This window comes from Peribacillus sp. NPDC096448 (assembly GCF_044762675.1).
Classification (GTDB): Bacteria; Bacillota; Bacilli; order Bacillales; family DSM-1321; genus Peribacillus; species Peribacillus frigoritolerans_B.
The window spans coordinates 199,338-215,010 of record NZ_JBIWEU010000009.1 but is presented as its reverse complement, the minus strand read 5'-3'; the positions used below and the strand labels follow the sequence as shown (position 1 = coordinate 215,010).

Sequence of the window (15,673 nt, the reverse complement as noted above, 5' to 3'; positions counted from 1 at the left end):
TTACCTATCTGCTAAAAGGGAAATCGCGTTCAATGCTGCAACCGTGACAGTACTTCCACCTTTTCGGCCAATATTCGTAATGAATGGAACTTCTGTGATCTTAGCCAGTTCCTCTTTCGATTCTGCTGCAGAAACAAACCCAACAGGCATTCCAATGATTAAGTCCGGTTTTGCAATCCCTTCTTTAATAAGGCGAATGAGCTCAAGTAAAGCTGTAGGTGCATTGCCAATGGCATAAATGCCCCCTTCATTTTCCTTTACGGCTTTTTGCATCGAAATGATTGCCCTTGTCGTATTCAAACGTTTTGCCTCGACCATCACATCCGGATCTGAAATATAGCAATGAACGTCCCCGCCATGCTTTTGAAATCGTTTTTTGCCTGTACCGCTCTCGATCATTTGCACATCCGCAATGACATGTCTGCCTTTGCGAATGGCTTCCACACCAGCTTGAATGGCATTTGGATGGATGATGACACTTCTTCCCAATTCAAAATCCGCTGAAGCATGAATGACCCGGCGGACGATCTTCCATTCATCTTCAGAAAAATCATGATTGCCCATTTCTTCAGCTATGATCGAGAAGCTATAATCATATATTTTGTCTGGGTCCACCGTTAGTGGTTTAAAATCCGTTTTAAAGTCCATCTTGCATTCCTCCTAATTTTGATTTAGCTGTTTATTCAATTCGGCGATGACATGATCAAAACTTGAATGAACATTTTGATAGTCAACATCCGGTCGCGATATCATGATTGTCTCTATTCCACATTCCAAAGCGGCTTCCAATTTCTCATCAACCGCACCGACCTTGCCACTTTCTTTCGTTATCATCAATGTGACCCCATATTGTTCATATAGAGCTTTATTTAATTCTTTGGAAAATGGCCCTTGAATCGCAACGATATTTTTTTGTTCAATGCCCAGCTGCGCACATTTTTCCATATTGTCCATGCGAGGCAGCATTCTCGCTATGACTCTGGTATTCTCGAGCCCTACCAATTCTTTTGCAAACACGGCCAGGGTTTTACTTCCGGTCGTAAGCATGATGACTCCCCGTTTTGCTGCGGCAAGCTTGGCAGCTTCCTCATAATCACGGACGACTATCAATTTATCATTCTGAAACCGTTGACTTTCACGCTCATAACGAATATAAGGAACATTGGCTGCCTTTGCTCCGTTAAGGGCGTTTTTGGATGCTTCTTCGGCAAATGGATGACTTGCATCGACTACAGCCTGAAAACCTTTTGCAGTTATTAAAGATGTCATATCTTCTGCAGATAATCGGCCAATCCGGGTGGATATGCCTGCATCTTGCAAACTTTTAGCTGCCGACCCGGTTACAACAGTTGCCAAAACCTTAAATCCCACCTGCTGCATCTCAACCGCTAATTCCCTTGCATCACTTGTACCCGCCAAGAACAAAATCATTTTGACGACCCCACCACTTGCCCATCATGATCATGATCGTGGTCGTGATGATGGTCGTGATGATGGTCGTGACCGTGGTCGTGGTCATGATGGTGATGATGGTGAGCATGTCCATGTTCCTCGACATGTTTACGATAGTTTTCCAAATCACGTGCCCCGCTTGACCTGCCTTCACTGGCTTCAATAACTCGTTCTTGCAGAATGTTCTGTAATGTTGGATGATATCCAAAATACTTCGCTAAAATGAATTCTCGATCATGATATTGCTCTTGATAGCCTTTCAGCATATCCTCCATTCTTTCCATCAACACCCCAGTGAAGAGGAAATATGGCAGCATCACTATTTTTTTTGCCCCTAATCGGATGCATCGTTCAATCCCTTCGTCAACGTGCGGGTCCGTTACACCCATGAAGGCCGTTTCGACCCATTTAACGTTTAATTTTTCCCATAATAATCGTGAAATTTTATATATATCACTATTTGCATCAGCATCACTGCCACCTCGGCCAATTAGCAATATCGCTGTCTCATAATGTTCAGAGGTCGTATCGAATCCCGCTTCCTCAAGACGGTCTGTCAGGATCGTCAATACATCATGGTGGACCCCGATCGTTTGGCCGTATGTGAATTTCACTTCTGGATACTTGGTTTTCCCATCCTCTATTTCAGCTGGGATATGTAATTTCGAATGTCCTGCATGCAACAAAATGATCGGTATGACGATGACTTCAGTAGCCCCTCGTTTTACACAATTATCAATGCCTTTGGATATATTCGGTGCCGCAAATTCCAAGAAGCACGTTTCTACTAGGAAACTCTCATCCAATGCCGGAATCATATTTTCAATAAAATGAATGACTTCTTCGTTTCCCGAAGCCAAGCGGCTTCCGTGTCCTACAAACAAAACTGCTTTCATTTACTTTCCCCCTCTTGATTAGTCTTCACAAGGCGCAGGCTCTATGTTTATTTTGGGAGCGATGTCCTGATAAGAAAAATTCTGTATCTTTTTCGAACGTTTGAAGTATTTAAAAAGCCGCTCATTTGGATGGGCATTTTGCTTATACTCCGCGACAATGTCCGTAATCAGTTCAACAAGCTGTTCCGGTTCAATGCCTTCCGCAACCGGCTGACCTGGATGGGCTGTTCTTCCAACCGGTTTAGCTCCAAGAAATAAGTCGAACTTCCCTTTTCGGAAGACAATCCCGATATCATCCATAACAGCACTGTAACACGCCATCCCACACCCATTAAAACCGATGTTCAGTTCCTTGGGCATTTTCATTCCGCCAAGCACCCGGTGTATTTCATCCGCATAAGGAATGGATTCCGCTTTTTCACCATCACAGAAATCACAGGCTTTTAATGTCAGTACATCTCCAATCGGCGATAATAAAAAGTTTGCTGATTGCAATTTCCCCGTAATGACTTCCGGATCCGTTGTCGGAATCTTTAATACGATTTTATGATTTGGCGTGTATTCCATCGTTCCCTTTTCCCCGACTACTTCCGCAAGAGTCATCATTTGTTTGGGAGTGAATTGTTTATTCGCCACACCTGGACTAACGGCAAGTTCGAATACCGACTCCATTTTTTGCTGAACAATTGGCTCAATGGATTGCTGAACGGTTTGACCCTTGACTCTTGACAGTGCTTCCATTGCCATTTCAAAGGAAGCTGGCTTCTTTTCTGGTGCTTTTGTAAGTAATCCAACTCCTACAGCGGACTCGGTTAAGTCTTCTTGATCTAATGCCCACGGTTCCGCTTCCTTTTGCAGTCGCTGATGAGGCTTCAATGTTTGCTTTTCCGAATTCAACGTATATTTTCTTTGATAGCCTCTCGGTGTGATGATTTTGTCGTCATATAAAAAGGTGGATGAATTACCGATGATGACGGTGGTCAACATTCCAATATCGTGATTCAACATATCCTTTAAATTGGTAATGACAATATCCTGCCTATCGCGATAAGCACTTTTCACCAACCCGACAGGAGTATCCGGCGAGCGGTAGCGAAGAAGAATTTTCTGTGTTTCAACAATTTGCCGGGTCCGCCTGCCGCTGCGCGGATTATACAGCGCAATGACAAAGTCTGCCATGGCAGCTGCTTCAACCCTTTTCGCGATCAGTTCCCAAGGAGTTAAATGATCACTGAGGCTGATCGTACACGAATCGTGCATGACTGGAGCCCCTAGTAAAGACGCACATGAGTTGATTGCAGAAATGCCAGGAATGACTTCAATGCCCACTCCAGTTTCTTCTTTCCAGCCTTTTTCAATCAATACTTCATAAACTAACCCTGCCATTCCGTAAACTCCGGCATCCCCACTGGAAATCACCGCCACTTTCTTTCCCAACTCCGCTTGTTTCACTGCTTCCTGTGCACGTGAGACCTCTTCGGTCATCCCCGTACTAATGATCGTTTGATCTGTAAGCAGTCCCTGAATGAGTTCAACATAAGTTTTATAACCAATGATGTAGTCACTTTCCTGAAGGGCTTCGACGGCACGTTTGGTAATTTGTTCAAAATTCCCTGGTCCAAAGCCCACGACGAATAATTTACCGTTTGTACTCATTAAGACATCTCCTTTTACGCTTTGTTCTTTGAAATACCCGTATGAGCTGGAAAATCTGGATTAGGGGTCATATCCCCGTCATTGAATTGGTAGATCATCTGTGGAACAAACCCACCATCATCGATATTATTGACGATCTGCCGGCCGAAATCGGGCGTTTCCACTCGATACCAGTTTCCTTGGGGATAGGCAATCACTACGCAGGCATCCTTACATCTTCCGTTACAGCGTGTCCTGGTTGTATGGATTTTCAGATCCAGTCCTTTTGAAGTAATTTCATCGCGAATCGCTTGGGTTACTTCTTCCCCGCCCTTTTTCATGCAGCTGCTCCCATTACAAATCAGCAGATGCGTATTTGTACCCGTCAAGTTCCAAGTAGTCATCTTCTTCCTCCTGAGTTCAGGGAAAAGGCAAAATAAAAAACCTTAACATTAAGAGTCAAGGTTTAAAAAACTATATGAATGAGGAGCTAAAGGCAAGTATGCCAAATCCCCCCAAAATCGTCATAGTCCTTCTACCTTTCCCTCCGAAAAGTATCATGCAATTTTAAAAGCAGGTTTCCTGGCTTACGCTTCATTTTACTTTGTCCCTTCCCGGCATCATGCCAGTGGCTATCGACAATTTCATCAGCGTTTACAGTAGCGGGGGCTGCATCGGATTTTCACCGATTTCCCTATTATCCCTTGCTTATTCACACAAGGGCACTTTTAAAATGAAATATTTGGTTTTATTACACATTTCTAACTAACATAATCTATCATATAACAACTTTATCAAAATTCAATAGTTTATTCCGACTGTTTAGAAAAGTTTAATAGTGTAAAACCAGTTACAATCCTTACCTCGCAACAAACTTCGGCCCGAAAAAAAAGATAGTGTAGCTGGAATTATTTCTTTATGGTACACTATACGAGAATTTTCAAATAATTACATAAGTTTCATGGTGTTGAATTTTTCGGAATTCAGCTTAAAAGGGAAGCCGGTGAAAATCCGGAGCGGTCCCGCCACTGTAAAGGGAAGTTCCATTACTTTAACTTAAATCCACTGTCAAATAAGATGGGAAGGATGTAATGGGATGATGAACCAAAGCCAGGAGACCTGCCATGAAGCGTGAAACTGTTTCAGCCTACGAGGATGGGCGTGCGGATCAGGCAGAATGGCCCATGGTTGGTTCATGCTGCAAAATTCCTGTTCATTACGCACTTCTTTCCTTTGGGAGAAGTGCTTTTTATTTTGGGCGCCGCTTTTCTTCTCAAGATTGATCAGAAAAATTATAAGTGTTGAAAGGAGAAAGAATGAAAAGGACCAATTGGAAAACTATTTATTTTGTCATTTTACTGCTTTTTGTTCCAAAACGGGCATCGGCCATGCATATAATGGAGGGCTTTTTACCCATAGAATGGGCTATATTCTGGTGGGGTTTGACGCTTCCATTTTTAATCTTGGGTTACCGGTCCATTAGGTCCAAAGTAAGGGAAAACCCAGAAACAAAAATGATACTTGGCCTATCGGGCGCATTTGTATTTATATTATCGGCGCTAAAGATTCCTTCCGTTACAGGAAGTTCTTCGCACCCTACCGGAGTTGGTTTGGGTTCCATATTATTCGGACCATTGGCCATGAGTGTCGTTGGCTCCATCGTTCTGTTATTTCAAGCTGTTTTACTGGCTCACGGAGGATTGACGACATTAGGCGCCAATGCATTTTCCATGGCCGTTTGCGGACCGTTCATTGCATACTTTGTCTTCAAGGGCGCAACTAAATTGGGGTGGTCTTTTTCACTTGCCGTATTTTTGGCAGCTGCTTTTGGGGATTTGGGAACCTATGTGGTAACTTCCGTTCAACTTGCTCTTGCTTTTCCTTCCGAGGTAGGAGGATTCATGGCCTCTTTCAGTAAATTTGCAGGGATTTTTGCCCTGACCCAAATTCCCTTGGCAATCAGTGAGGGGTTATTGACAGTCGTCGTGATGAATTTCTTGAAAAAATACAATCTAGGCGAATTGAAATTGCTGCGAGTTTTATCTAAGGAGGCCCGTTAACATGAAAAAAAGTTTACTGCTGCTTTTCCTGGTCGTCATTCTTGCCACCATACCGTTAATCACCCAACAAGGAACGGAATTTGGCGGTGCAGACGGCGAAGCTGAAGAGGCCATCACTAAAATCCAGCCGGAATACAAGCCATGGTTCAACAGTATTTGGGAGCCGCCGGGTTCAGAAACCGAGAGCTTATTATTTGCGCTGCAAGCTGCAATCGGAGCTGGTTTCATTGGGTATTTCATAGGTGTAACGAGACAAAGGAATAAGCAAACCAAACAAGAAATCCCCGAAAAATCGAAGCATGTTACTCATTGATAAATATGCCTATTTCAATGGGCTAAAGGATGTACATCCGTTGGAAAAGATGGTTTTTGCACTCTCCCTTTTGCTATTTACATTAACGGTAAGGGATATGGCCGTTTCGCTCATCACTTTTACGGTGATGAGCGCTTTAATCATTTTTGCGGCAAAAATCCCGCTTTCTTATTATTTTAAATTACTTCTATTACCGGGATTTTTTATACTATCAGGAACAATTACCATCCTTTTTTCTTTTACAAGTAAATTTACTTCGATTTCGGATTTATGGTGGTCCTGGAAGTTCGGGAACTGGCAAATATTCATCAGCGTTGACAGCGTCAGTACGGTGGCCAATTTGATCACTGTCGTATTCGGCAGTATCAGCTGTTTATATTTCCTTACCTTAACTACACCCATTACAGTCATCCTATCCGTGCTGCGAAAACTTAAAGTGCCTTCCTTATTGGTCGATTTAATAGAATTGACCTATCGCTTCATCTTTATTTTTTTAGATACAGCTTTGGCCATTCACCAATCACAAGCTTCACGGCTGGGATATGGTTCGTTAAGGAAAGGCATTCGATCTCTCGGATTACTAATCTCATCATTATTTTTAGGAGTATTGCAGCGCTCTAGACAGTTGACGATGGCCATGAACGCGAGAGGCTATCAGGAGAACCTTTCTTATATCGAGGATACTTACGCCTATTCCTCACGCAATTGGCTGATCACGATTGTAATACTAGGAAGCTTAATCTTTATTAATGGATATTTGTAAATTGGAGGCAACCCAACAATGGACGAGCATATTTTTCATATAGAAGGCCTCACCCATCAGTTCACAGATGGAACCTTCGCTTTAAAAGAACTTTCGCTATCGGTACAACACGGTAAAAAAATTGCATTATTAGGTAATAATGGTGCTGGCAAATCAACTTTATTCCTTCATTTAAATGGTCTATTACAACCTACTGCGGGAAAGATCAGGTTTAAGGGCAAGAAAATGAAATATGACCGTAACGCATTATTATCATTAAGAAAGCAAGTCGGTATCGTTTTTCAAGATCCCGACTCTCAGCTTTTTTCCGCTAATGTACAACAGGATATATCGTTTGGACCAATGAATTTAGGATGGGATAAAAGTGCAGTCCAGGAGAAAGTAAATTGGGCAATGGCTGAAACGGAAGTAACGGAACTGAAAGACAGACCTACCCATTTTTTGAGCCTTGGGCAAAAAAAACGTGTTGCCATTGCAGGGGTACTTGCCATGGAACCCGATGTCTGGCTCCTGGACGAGCCTACCGCTGGATTGGATCCTTATTTCTCCAGACAAATCATGAATCTGCTGGACAGTATCCACCACCCTGACAAAACGATAATCCTATCAACTCATGATGTTAATTTAGCTTACCAATGGGCTGATGAAGTCGTGGTCATGAACGATGGTAAGGTCATATACCAAGGGGACCCTGTTTCCGTTTTCCATGATGAAGACGTTTTGCTGCAGGCACATCTGGAGAAACCGTGGGTTTTTGAAATGTTTCAAGCCCTTCTTCAATCAAGGAATCTTGCAGAAAGGGACCTTTTCCCAAGAACGAAGGAAGAATTGCTTCAAAAATTGGAGACAGAAAGGATTTATTAATAAAGTATCCCCTAGCTTCTGTTTCATCTTTCCAAAAGCTAGGGGATCACCGATATATCTTTAAAATAGCTGGCGAAAATCCTTGTTCCTAAAAAACAAAAATCCCAGTATTACTTTTCTTCCTCTGATCTTTCTTTTGCAATCTCTATATCTCTTCCGTTTACATCATCAATGACTGCCTTTATCTCGCCCTCCGCATAAGTATCCGAGACTTGTTCGTGGGTTCTAGCCAGTCCAGAAGATAAAGGATCTTCCCGTTTATAATCGCTGACATCATATATTCTCCCCGCAACTTCTGAAGATTCATTTTTTGATTGCTTGCTATCCATTGTTTTCACTCCTAGTTTTTATTTTATCATTGCAGTATTAAAGACAAAGGTATTTTGTGTAAAAAACGAAGCAATATTCAGCAATGATAAAAAAAGGAGGAAAAAGCAAAAAAAGCTTACAAGTAAAATCCCCTTTCAAGGACTTTACATGTAAGCTTAATGAGAGCTTAGCCCTCCTTCTTCCCATCCACATTATCGGATGGGTCCCCCCAACATTCCACATTCTTCAAACCTTTAATATTGTTCACATGGAAAACAGGATTTTTCCCACTTTTCTTTTGCTTTTGATAATCCGCCAGTGCAGCAAATGCAATTTTCCCTAGTAATGCAATGGCGATCAGGTTGATAATGGCCATAAGGGCCATAAGCAAGTCAGCCAGTCCCCAAACAAAATCCAGTGAGGCAAGCGAACCGAATATCACCATTCCTACGACTGCGACGCGATAGATGTTTAACCAAACCTTATTTTCATTGATGAAGCCAATGTTCGACTCTCCATAATAATAGTTGCCCACAATGGAGCTAAAGGCGAATAACAGTACAATAATGGCAAGAAAAATACCTGCCCAAGATCCCAATGCCGTCCCAAGGGCATTTTGGGTAAGAACGATACCATCCGTTTCCTTCGATGTATAAAGACCAGAAAACAAAATGATGAAGGCAGTCGAACTGCAAATGATGAGTGTATCGACAAAAACACCTAGAGACTGAATGAGCCCTTGCTTGACGGGATGACTGACATCAGCTGTAGCACCAGCATTTGGTGCACTACCCATCCCGGCTTCATTAGAAAATAGGCCGCGCTTGATCCCCTGCATCATGGCGGCTCCCAATACTCCGCCAGCTACTTCTTTTATTCCATTGAATGCACTTTCAAAGATCAATGCAAAAACACCAGGTAATTCGGTAATGTTCATGATGATGATAATCAACGCCACTATCACATAGGCTCCTGCCATGATCGGAACGATGACTTCAGAGACCTTTGCAACCATTTTGATCCCGCCAAAAATGATGACAGCCGTGACCATAGCCAAGATGATTGCCGTAACCCACTTTTCAATCCCAAACGATTCGTTGAATGCGCTTGTAATCGTATTGGCTTGTACTGAGTTGAAAGCTAGTCCAAATGTAAGCGAAATCAACACAGCGAAAGTGATGCCCATCCAACGGGCATTCAATGCCTTTTCCATATAATACGCAGGACCGCCGCGGAATGCATCCCCATCCTTGACCTTATAGATTTGGGCAAGTGTACTTTCAATGAATGCGGAAGCAGACCCAATCAGTGCTATTAACCACATCCAGAAAACGGCTCCAGGTCCGCCCGTCGTGATCGCGATGGCAACACCTGCAAGGTTACCCGTTCCTACCCGCGATGCCGTACTTATGCAAAATGCCTGAAAGGATGTTACACCTTTTTTATCCGCAGTGGCCCCTTCTCCCAAAAGCCTGAACATTTCCCCTACCATTCTGAATTGGACAAACTTCGTGCGGATGGTAAAATAAAGACCCAATCCGACCAACATGATGATCAATATGGAAGACCATAACACATCATTTGTCTCACTAATAAAATTTTCTAAAATCTCCATTAAGACAAACACCTCTACTTAACTCTAATTATTATTATAAAAACATATACAACTATAATTTATTTCCCGATTCATTAGGGAGATAAACAAATGAAGCCCATAAAAAAAAGGAAATTCCAGAATGAATCTCCAATACAATAATATTATATCCTAACATTCAATTTTTTTCATTCATGAATTGGTGGAATCGATAGAAAAAAAATAATATTTCAATATCATTAAACATTCTTCCACACTTCAATTAACATTCACTGCAACGTTTTTTTATTCCATTATTTTCAATAACACTCAAAAAACACCTTGGATATTAAAAGCCTCACACGTCCTGATTCCCAGATTAACGTGTGAGGCTTTTTTCCATTCCTCTGCTCTATCTTATATTCCGGTTTGCTGTAGGTGTAAATGTTAAATTAGGCCTGTTATGATACCCTTGTTCTGCCTCTCCTAAATGGTTAGAATACCTTGTGCATACAGCTTTCTTAATTCTTTCTTATCTATTTTTCCGATAGGCGTTAATGGAAACTTATCAAGAAAGTAGGCTACTTTAGGAACCATATACTTTGAGGTTCTTTGTTTGCAGAAATCAATTAATTCCTCACTAGTACAGCTCAATCCTTCACGCAGTGTTACCACGACACACACTACTTCTCCCCAATCTGGATGGGGAACGCCGATGCAAGCACTTAATGCAACAGAAGGGTGCTGGTTCACCACTCGCTCCACTTCTGAAGAATATACGTTCATCCCGCCTGTAATGATCATATCTTTCTTCCTATCTACAATATAAAGGTAACCGCTTTCATCCCATTTGCCAATATCCCCGGTGTAGAACCAGCCATCACGGATGTATTCTTGGGTGAGATCCGGCCTTTGATAATAGCCCACCATCATCGCTGGTGATTTTACGATGATTTCTCCAAGCTCGGTTGGTTTTACATCATTTCCATTCTCATCTATCATTCGAACTTCAGTAAGAATGCATGGTTTTCCACAGCTTTTCAAAATCTCCGAATTATTATGATAAGCCCAAACATGAGCGCTCTTCGATAATCTGCTAATGACAATATTACATTCTGTCATGCCGTATTGCTGACGCATGATAGGGCCAAATACTTCAAAAGCTTCTTTAAGGCGCTTTTGAGAAATCGGTGACGCGCCGTAGAAGATATTGCGCATGGAGCTCATATCATATTCCATCTTCTTTGTCTGATCAAGGAGCCTGTATAACATGGTCGGTACCATGAATGTCGTCGTAATTTTATATTCCTTTATCGCCTGTATGAATGCTGCAGCGTCGAATGAGCGCATCACATAGATATGGACGCCCGAAACAAGGGATCTCCAAAGTAATGAACCAGCTGAATGCACAATGGGCGTACTTAGCAATACCCGGTCACGGTCGTCCAGCGGGTCTTCGATGGCTGCAGAAAGTATGGCTGCCCCGAGTCCTTTCTGGGAATGCATGACGCCTTTGGGTGTACCCGTTGTCCCTCCTGTATAGGACAGAAGGGCAATGTCATCTTCTCCAGCTAATGGCAAGTCTAAATTATTTATTTCACCAGGCCATTGAAACCGTTCAAACTCCTCCGGATAATGAATATTAAAGCCTGGGAGCCCAATGACATGAACATCTTCCTTCTTCATTTCTCCTAAATACTCAAAGAAGGTGTCAAAGTGTGTCTGTGTAGCAATTATGACCACTTCTGGTTTTGCTTCCTTTAAAATGAATTGTATTTCTCGTTTCCCCAGTTTTTCACTTAATGGCACTAAGGTAGCCCCGCATTGCTGGACGGCCAAACCAAACATCACACTTTCCAAACTGTTTGGAATGATGGTCGCTATGCGGACGCCCCTTCCTGCACCTAAACGCAGTAAATAAGAAGTTATAAGTTCTGTTTTCTTCCATAACTCCTCGTAGGTTATCGTTTCTCCGTTTGGCAATAAGGTAATAGCTGGCAGTTCGCCGAATCGTTTCATTCCTTTATTCATCAGTGACTGAAATGTCAACTTATGCAGCATATATTTTTTCCTCCTTCGAAAAAGTTTTTACCCTTTTAATAGTGCTTTGGCAATTGTATTTTTTTGAATCTCTGACGTTCCGCTCAGAATCCGATACATCCGTGCACTCCTGTACATTTTTTCTACTGGATGCCCTTTTGCCAAGCCTTTGGAGCCAAAGATTTGGACAGCCTTGTCAGCCACACGGCTATTTACCTCTGAAGCAAACAGCTTGGCCATCGACGTGCCGGCCCGATCCTCTTTTCCTTGATCAATTTTTTCAACCACATCATAGACCATGCACTTTGCTGCATAGATTTCCGTCGCCATTTCTGCGAGCATATGCTGAATTGCCTGGAAGTCACCGATGGGCCGGCCATGTTGGACTCGCGTTTTAGCATGTACAATAGATAAATCGAGTAGGTGTTGAGCCATTCCGATGAAGCCGGCGGCATGGGATGCGCGATTTGTGTTTATTCTTTTTAATCCGAGCAGCAATCCTTTTCCTGGCTCACCGATAATATTGGCGGCAGGCACCCGACATTGATTGAAATTCAATTCAGCATGTATGCGTTCTCCTGATAGGGGAACTTGAATGTCTCCTAGTTCAAACCCAGGATGTTGGGGTGTTTTTTTATCAACTAGGAAAGCAGTGATCCTTTCTTTTTCTCCTTGTTGGGTTTCTTTCGCTATGACAATGGCGAAATCAGCATAGGGTGCAGCACTGATAAAATGTTTTTTTCCGTTTAATATATAATCATTTCCGTCTTTAACGGCTGTTGTTTCGATAGCAAAGGCATCCGAACCGGCATTGGGTTCTGTAAGGGCAAAGCAGCAGCTTGCTTCTCCCGTCACAACGGGCATCACATATTTTTCTATTTGCTCCGGTGTAAAACTTTCCAACATCTGACCAATTCTTAGCGGCCCGCCAATCTCCCCTATAACCTGCCCCCATAAAACCGCCCCGGAACGTGCCAATTCTTCCTTGAACATGCATAATCCTTTTAAGCTTACATCTTGTCCACCATATTTTTCAGGGAGGTTAATTCCGTAAAAGCCCAATTCCCTGGAACGTGTCCTTGCCCATTTTATGGCTTCCATCGGAATATCCTCTTCAGCGTTCAATCCATGCTCCTGTTCATATGGAAGCAATTCATTTTGAATGAAATCCTGCAACTTTGTTTGAAGTACCTCTAATTTTTCTTCCTGGGTCGTTACCATGATTTTCCCCTTTCACTTTTATCGTTGTGTACTTTTCAAATATTTTAAATATTATAAAATTAATTTTAAACGTAAATAATATTTAAGTAAAATAAGGATATATGATGTAAATATAAAAAAAATTGATGTAAACAAAAAAATATTAGTTCCCTATCATCATAGGAAACTAATATTTAAGATTGGTGTAGAATTCGAGACATTTAATAAACTCCCTGGCAGCTTTTGAAAAATACTGCTTCTTAGAGCGAACGTAACCGAATTCCATGGTGTTATTTTCCAGTTCCACCAAAGGAATGGCCACAAGTTCCCCGCTTAGGAAATAGGGGTCGCTGTTAACTCCAATATCATAGGAAAAGGCAATCGCTAATCCCTCAGCGACGGTTTTTTTGATGATCTCTGTATTATTTGTGTAAAACAAAATATTCATCTCACCGTAATGATCAAAAAAACCTTTAATGAACGACTTCATTCTTGGTCCATTGTAAACGACCAAATTTTCGTCCATAAGCTCTTGTGGGGTTATGCTTTTACGTTTCACTAAAGGGGAGTTCTTACTGACCATCACAATCACTTTAGCTTCCATCAAGGGTTGGAATTCCAACTCAATTTCTTTTGGTTTGACCTTTGGAATATTCAATAGCCCGAAGTCAATCTTACCATTCAGCACTTCGTCGGTTATCTCTTGTCCCCCTTTTTCTTCAATGACAATTTTCACTTCGGGATACTTTTTCTTAAATAAGGCCAAGGATTTAGGCAAAACCGTAAGAAATAAACCTTGAGTAGATGATAGGCGCAACTCTTTTTCCATCGTATCTGAATGTATTTGGGCACTGTCTTTAATTTCTTCCAATTTGCTTAATACTTCATGAGCTTTCTGGATGATTTCCTTTCCGTCTTCTGTAGGTATGGTTCCTAACCTTGACCGCTTGAAGATTTTTATACCTAATTCCTTCTCCAGACTCGTAATGGCCATGCTGATTCCAGATTGAGAGATATGGAGGCTTTCTGATGCCGTGGAAATCGAGTTTACCTCGGCTACCTTGATGATATATTCCAATTGTTCAATATTCATGGTTCATTCTCCTTCTAGCCTATTACTAACATCATACCTCGAACAGAAAGCCCTTTCAATTTTAGAGAAGTGAAATCAGAACAGCTCCAGCTGTCTCTTCAAACGCAGAATCCGTTTTATACAATGGTAGTTGTTTTTTCATATTCTTTAGCGGGTTGTGCCTGATTATTTTTAATAGATACGGCAACAACCGTTCCCAATAACGCTATTATCACCAAAAACAGGAAGGCTGCATTATAGGAGTCATTAAACAAACTGATAATCAAACCGAGGGCTAAAGGAGAAACCGCACCTGCAATTTGACCGGCAAAAGTTACGAGTCCGGAGGCAGAGCCGGTAAGTTCCTTTGGTGAGTATTTTATGATTATCGTATAAAGAACGGTTCCAAAGAAAGACAGCGCTACGGAGTTGAGAGTGAGATAAGTGATGATAAGTACTATAGACGTGGCGTTAGACATTAAAAAGAGAAAAATTGCCGATAATAAAGCGCCTGCAGCGGCAAGATACTTCTCCCGGTTGGCCATATGCTTATCCAGAAGCCATCCGCTTACATTAAACATCAAGAAACCAAAAATATAAGGGATTGCCAATAACCCCCCGGCGGATATTAAATCGACCCCTTTTTCTTTAACCAAATATATAGGCATCCAAGTGATCAGACCATAGTTGATAATATTTGATATAAACTTGAAAGTTATGAGTTTCCAAATATTTTCGATTTTAAATAACAGTTTCAGAGCAACCTTTTTTTGTTTCGGTTTGTCTTTTTTAACCACTTGATTTCCGTGAGGCTTTAGAATGAACCAAATTCCGAAAGAAACCAATATCCCTAGAATTCCGGCAATGGTAAACATGCCCCGCCAACCGAATGCTACCACCATGGAGGCGGCAAGTGCAGTACCTAATATCCCGCCAATATTTTGGGCAGACAAGAAAAATGAATTTGCCCGGCCCCGTTCTTCTTCCGGGAAGTTATCCCTTATGGTGGACAAACTGGCAGGATAGAAAGGCCCCTCACCTAACCCGAACAGAAAACGGATGAATAATAAAGACATAAATGACCAAGCAAACCCAGACATTACAGTGAACAAAGACCAACTAAACAAAGACACAGTAACCATGACTCTGGCGCCATACTTATCGGTCATCCATCCACCAAGCGGTTGCATGAGTGAGTAGCTAACAAAAAATATACTAATTAAAAAACCTGTCTGGGACGTATTAAGTTGAAACTCATCTGCAATAGGAATAATCCCGACATTTATGGCAACGCGATCAAAAAAGCTTAAAATCATTCCAACAAATAAAAGGCCGCTAATCATTAATTTTCGTTTCTTACTTGCATACAGCTGCATTCCCCATCACTCCATTTTTTATATTTTCACAAAACTCCAGCCTTGTAGGAAGCGCTTACAATTCCTTTCAGTTTATGAAACTTGAAAGTTTCTTTACGGTTATTGATTTTTGTTCTGTGA

16 protein-coding genes and 2 riboswitches are annotated in these 15,673 nt (G+C 41.7%); of the genes, 5 read left to right on the top strand and 11 right to left on the bottom strand.

From position 1 onward, the window contains the following. The 5 genes from ACIQ0C_RS16800 to ACIQ0C_RS16780 are packed head-to-tail and all read right to left on the bottom strand — an operon-like array spanning nt 1 to nt 4,387. Nucleotides 1-648: a precorrin-8X methylmutase gene (locus ACIQ0C_RS16800; protein WP_402841234.1), complete on the bottom strand. Its 648-nt coding sequence runs from the start codon at nt 646-648 to the stop codon at nt 1-3. Between the two features lie 12 nt (nt 649-660). Continuing rightward, the gene (gene cobK / locus ACIQ0C_RS16795) at nt 661-1,431 is read right to left on the bottom strand and encodes a precorrin-6A reductase (protein WP_403061975.1); all 771 of its coding nucleotides are present in this window, start codon (nt 1,429-1,431) and stop codon (nt 661-663) included. Then, complete coding sequence (locus ACIQ0C_RS16790) at nt 1,428-2,348, bottom strand: sirohydrochlorin chelatase (protein ID WP_403061972.1); 921 nt, start codon at nt 2,346-2,348, stop codon at nt 1,428-1,430. The genes cobK and ACIQ0C_RS16790 overlap by 4 nt, the downstream gene beginning before the upstream one ends. Nucleotides 2,349-2,366: 18 nt before the next feature. After that, entirely contained in the window at nt 2,367-4,004 is a 1,638-nt protein-coding gene (gene cobJ, locus ACIQ0C_RS16785; RefSeq protein ID WP_403061969.1) for a precorrin-3B C(17)-methyltransferase, read from the bottom strand. A gap of 14 nt (nt 4,005-4,018) precedes the next feature. Next, entirely contained in the window at nt 4,019-4,387 is a 369-nt protein-coding gene (locus ACIQ0C_RS16780) for a (2Fe-2S) ferredoxin domain-containing protein (protein WP_402841223.1), read from the bottom strand. Between the two features lie 151 nt (nt 4,388-4,538). Further along, a riboswitch (cobalamin riboswitch) is annotated at nt 4,539-4,728 on the bottom strand. 200 nt (nt 4,729-4,928) lie between these two features. Further along, nucleotides 4,929-5,124: riboswitch (cobalamin riboswitch) on the top strand. Here ACIQ0C_RS16780 and ACIQ0C_RS16775 point away from each other — a divergent pair. The 5 genes from ACIQ0C_RS16775 (at nt 5,108) to ACIQ0C_RS16755 (ending at nt 7,983) form a co-directional block, all read left to right on the top strand. Beyond that, nucleotides 5,108-5,266 (top strand): hypothetical protein, encoded by a 159-nt coding sequence (locus ACIQ0C_RS16775; protein WP_403061966.1) that lies wholly within the window; start codon nt 5,108-5,110, stop codon nt 5,264-5,266. Its footprint overlaps the riboswitch before it by 17 nt. A 33-nt stretch (nt 5,267-5,299) precedes the next feature. Further along, entirely contained in the window at nt 5,300-6,043 is a 744-nt protein-coding gene (locus tag ACIQ0C_RS16770; protein ID WP_402841218.1) for an energy-coupling factor ABC transporter permease, read from the top strand. A 1-nt stretch (nt 6,044) separates the two neighbouring features. Continuing rightward, nucleotides 6,045-6,356 (top strand): energy-coupling factor ABC transporter substrate-binding protein, encoded by a 312-nt coding sequence (locus ACIQ0C_RS16765; protein WP_095390296.1) that lies wholly within the window; start codon nt 6,045-6,047, stop codon nt 6,354-6,356. Beyond that, nucleotides 6,343-7,119 carry a cobalt ECF transporter T component CbiQ gene (cbiQ, locus tag ACIQ0C_RS16760; protein WP_403061963.1) on the top strand — a complete coding sequence of 259 codons (777 nt, stop codon included), beginning with the start codon at nt 6,343-6,345 and terminating at the stop codon, nt 7,117-7,119. Before ACIQ0C_RS16765 ends, cbiQ begins: the two co-directional genes overlap by 14 nt. A gap of 18 nt (nt 7,120-7,137) precedes the next feature. After that, on the top strand, nt 7,138-7,983 hold the full coding sequence (locus ACIQ0C_RS16755) for an energy-coupling factor ABC transporter ATP-binding protein (protein WP_403061960.1): 846 nt from the start codon (nt 7,138-7,140) through the stop codon (nt 7,981-7,983). A 110-nt stretch (nt 7,984-8,093) separates the two neighbouring features. Here the strand turns inward: ACIQ0C_RS16755 and ACIQ0C_RS16750 are convergent, their stop codons facing one another. The 6 genes from ACIQ0C_RS16750 to ACIQ0C_RS16725 form a co-directional block, all read right to left on the bottom strand. Beyond that, entirely contained in the window at nt 8,094-8,312 is a 219-nt protein-coding gene (locus tag ACIQ0C_RS16750) for a YozQ family protein (protein WP_370022896.1), read from the bottom strand. A 167-nt stretch (nt 8,313-8,479) separates the two neighbouring features. After that, nucleotides 8,480-9,907, bottom strand: coding sequence for an alanine/glycine:cation symporter family protein (locus tag ACIQ0C_RS16745; protein ID WP_403061956.1), 1,428 nt, complete (start codon nt 9,905-9,907; stop codon nt 8,480-8,482). Nucleotides 9,908-10,351: 444 nt separating this feature from the next. Beyond that, the gene (locus tag ACIQ0C_RS16740; protein ID WP_403061953.1) at nt 10,352-11,926 is read right to left on the bottom strand and encodes a class I adenylate-forming enzyme family protein; all 1,575 of its coding nucleotides are present in this window, start codon (nt 11,924-11,926) and stop codon (nt 10,352-10,354) included. A gap of 27 nt (nt 11,927-11,953) precedes the next feature. Next, nucleotides 11,954-13,126, bottom strand: coding sequence for an acyl-CoA dehydrogenase family protein (locus ACIQ0C_RS16735; protein WP_403061950.1), 1,173 nt, complete (start codon nt 13,124-13,126; stop codon nt 11,954-11,956). 166 nt (nt 13,127-13,292) lie between these two features. Continuing rightward, the gene (locus tag ACIQ0C_RS16730; protein ID WP_403061947.1) at nt 13,293-14,198 is read right to left on the bottom strand and encodes a LysR family transcriptional regulator; all 906 of its coding nucleotides are present in this window, start codon (nt 14,196-14,198) and stop codon (nt 13,293-13,295) included. Nucleotides 14,199-14,314: 116 nt separating this feature from the next. Beyond that, the gene (locus ACIQ0C_RS16725; protein WP_403061944.1) at nt 14,315-15,553 is read right to left on the bottom strand and encodes an MFS transporter; all 1,239 of its coding nucleotides are present in this window, start codon (nt 15,551-15,553) and stop codon (nt 14,315-14,317) included. Nucleotides 15,554-15,673: the final 120 nt, after the last annotated feature.

Bases quoted from the DNA above. Each gene is read 5' to 3' on its own strand.
- ACIQ0C_RS16735 (WP_403061950.1), bottom strand. From the start codon at position 13,126: ATGGTAACGACCCAGGAAGAAAAATTAGAGGTACTTCAAACAAAGTTG.
- ACIQ0C_RS16755 (WP_403061960.1), top strand. From the start codon at position 7,138: ATGGACGAGCATATTTTTCATATAGAAGGCCTCACCCATCAGTTCACA.
- ACIQ0C_RS16770 (WP_402841218.1), top strand. From the start codon at position 5,300: ATGAAAAGGACCAATTGGAAAACTATTTATTTTGTCATTTTACTGCTT.
- ACIQ0C_RS16750 (WP_370022896.1), bottom strand. From the start codon at position 8,312: ATGGATAGCAAGCAATCAAAAAATGAATCTTCAGAAGTTGCGGGGAGA.
- ACIQ0C_RS16790 (WP_403061972.1), bottom strand. From the start codon at position 2,348: ATGAAAGCAGTTTTGTTTGTAGGACACGGAAGCCGCTTGGCTTCGGGA.
- ACIQ0C_RS16765 (WP_095390296.1), top strand. From the start codon at position 6,045: ATGAAAAAAAGTTTACTGCTGCTTTTCCTGGTCGTCATTCTTGCCACC.
- ACIQ0C_RS16725 (WP_403061944.1), bottom strand. From the start codon at position 15,553: ATGCAGCTGTATGCAAGTAAGAAACGAAAATTAATGATTAGCGGCCTT.
- cobK (WP_403061975.1), bottom strand. From the start codon at position 1,431: ATGATTTTGTTCTTGGCGGGTACAAGTGATGCAAGGGAATTAGCGGTT.
- ACIQ0C_RS16780 (WP_402841223.1), bottom strand. From the start codon at position 4,387: ATGACTACTTGGAACTTGACGGGTACAAATACGCATCTGCTGATTTGT.
- ACIQ0C_RS16800 (WP_402841234.1), bottom strand. From the start codon at position 648: ATGGACTTTAAAACGGATTTTAAACCACTAACGGTGGACCCAGACAAA.
- ACIQ0C_RS16745 (WP_403061956.1), bottom strand. From the start codon at position 9,907: ATGGAGATTTTAGAAAATTTTATTAGTGAGACAAATGATGTGTTATGG.
- ACIQ0C_RS16740 (WP_403061953.1), bottom strand. From the start codon at position 11,926: ATGCTGCATAAGTTGACATTTCAGTCACTGATGAATAAAGGAATGAAA.
- cbiQ (WP_403061963.1), top strand. From the start codon at position 6,343: ATGTTACTCATTGATAAATATGCCTATTTCAATGGGCTAAAGGATGTA.
- ACIQ0C_RS16775 (WP_403061966.1), top strand. From the start codon at position 5,108: ATGAAGCGTGAAACTGTTTCAGCCTACGAGGATGGGCGTGCGGATCAG.
- ACIQ0C_RS16730 (WP_403061947.1), bottom strand. From the start codon at position 14,198: ATGAATATTGAACAATTGGAATATATCATCAAGGTAGCCGAGGTAAAC.
- cobJ (WP_403061969.1), bottom strand. From the start codon at position 4,004: ATGAGTACAAACGGTAAATTATTCGTCGTGGGCTTTGGACCAGGGAAT.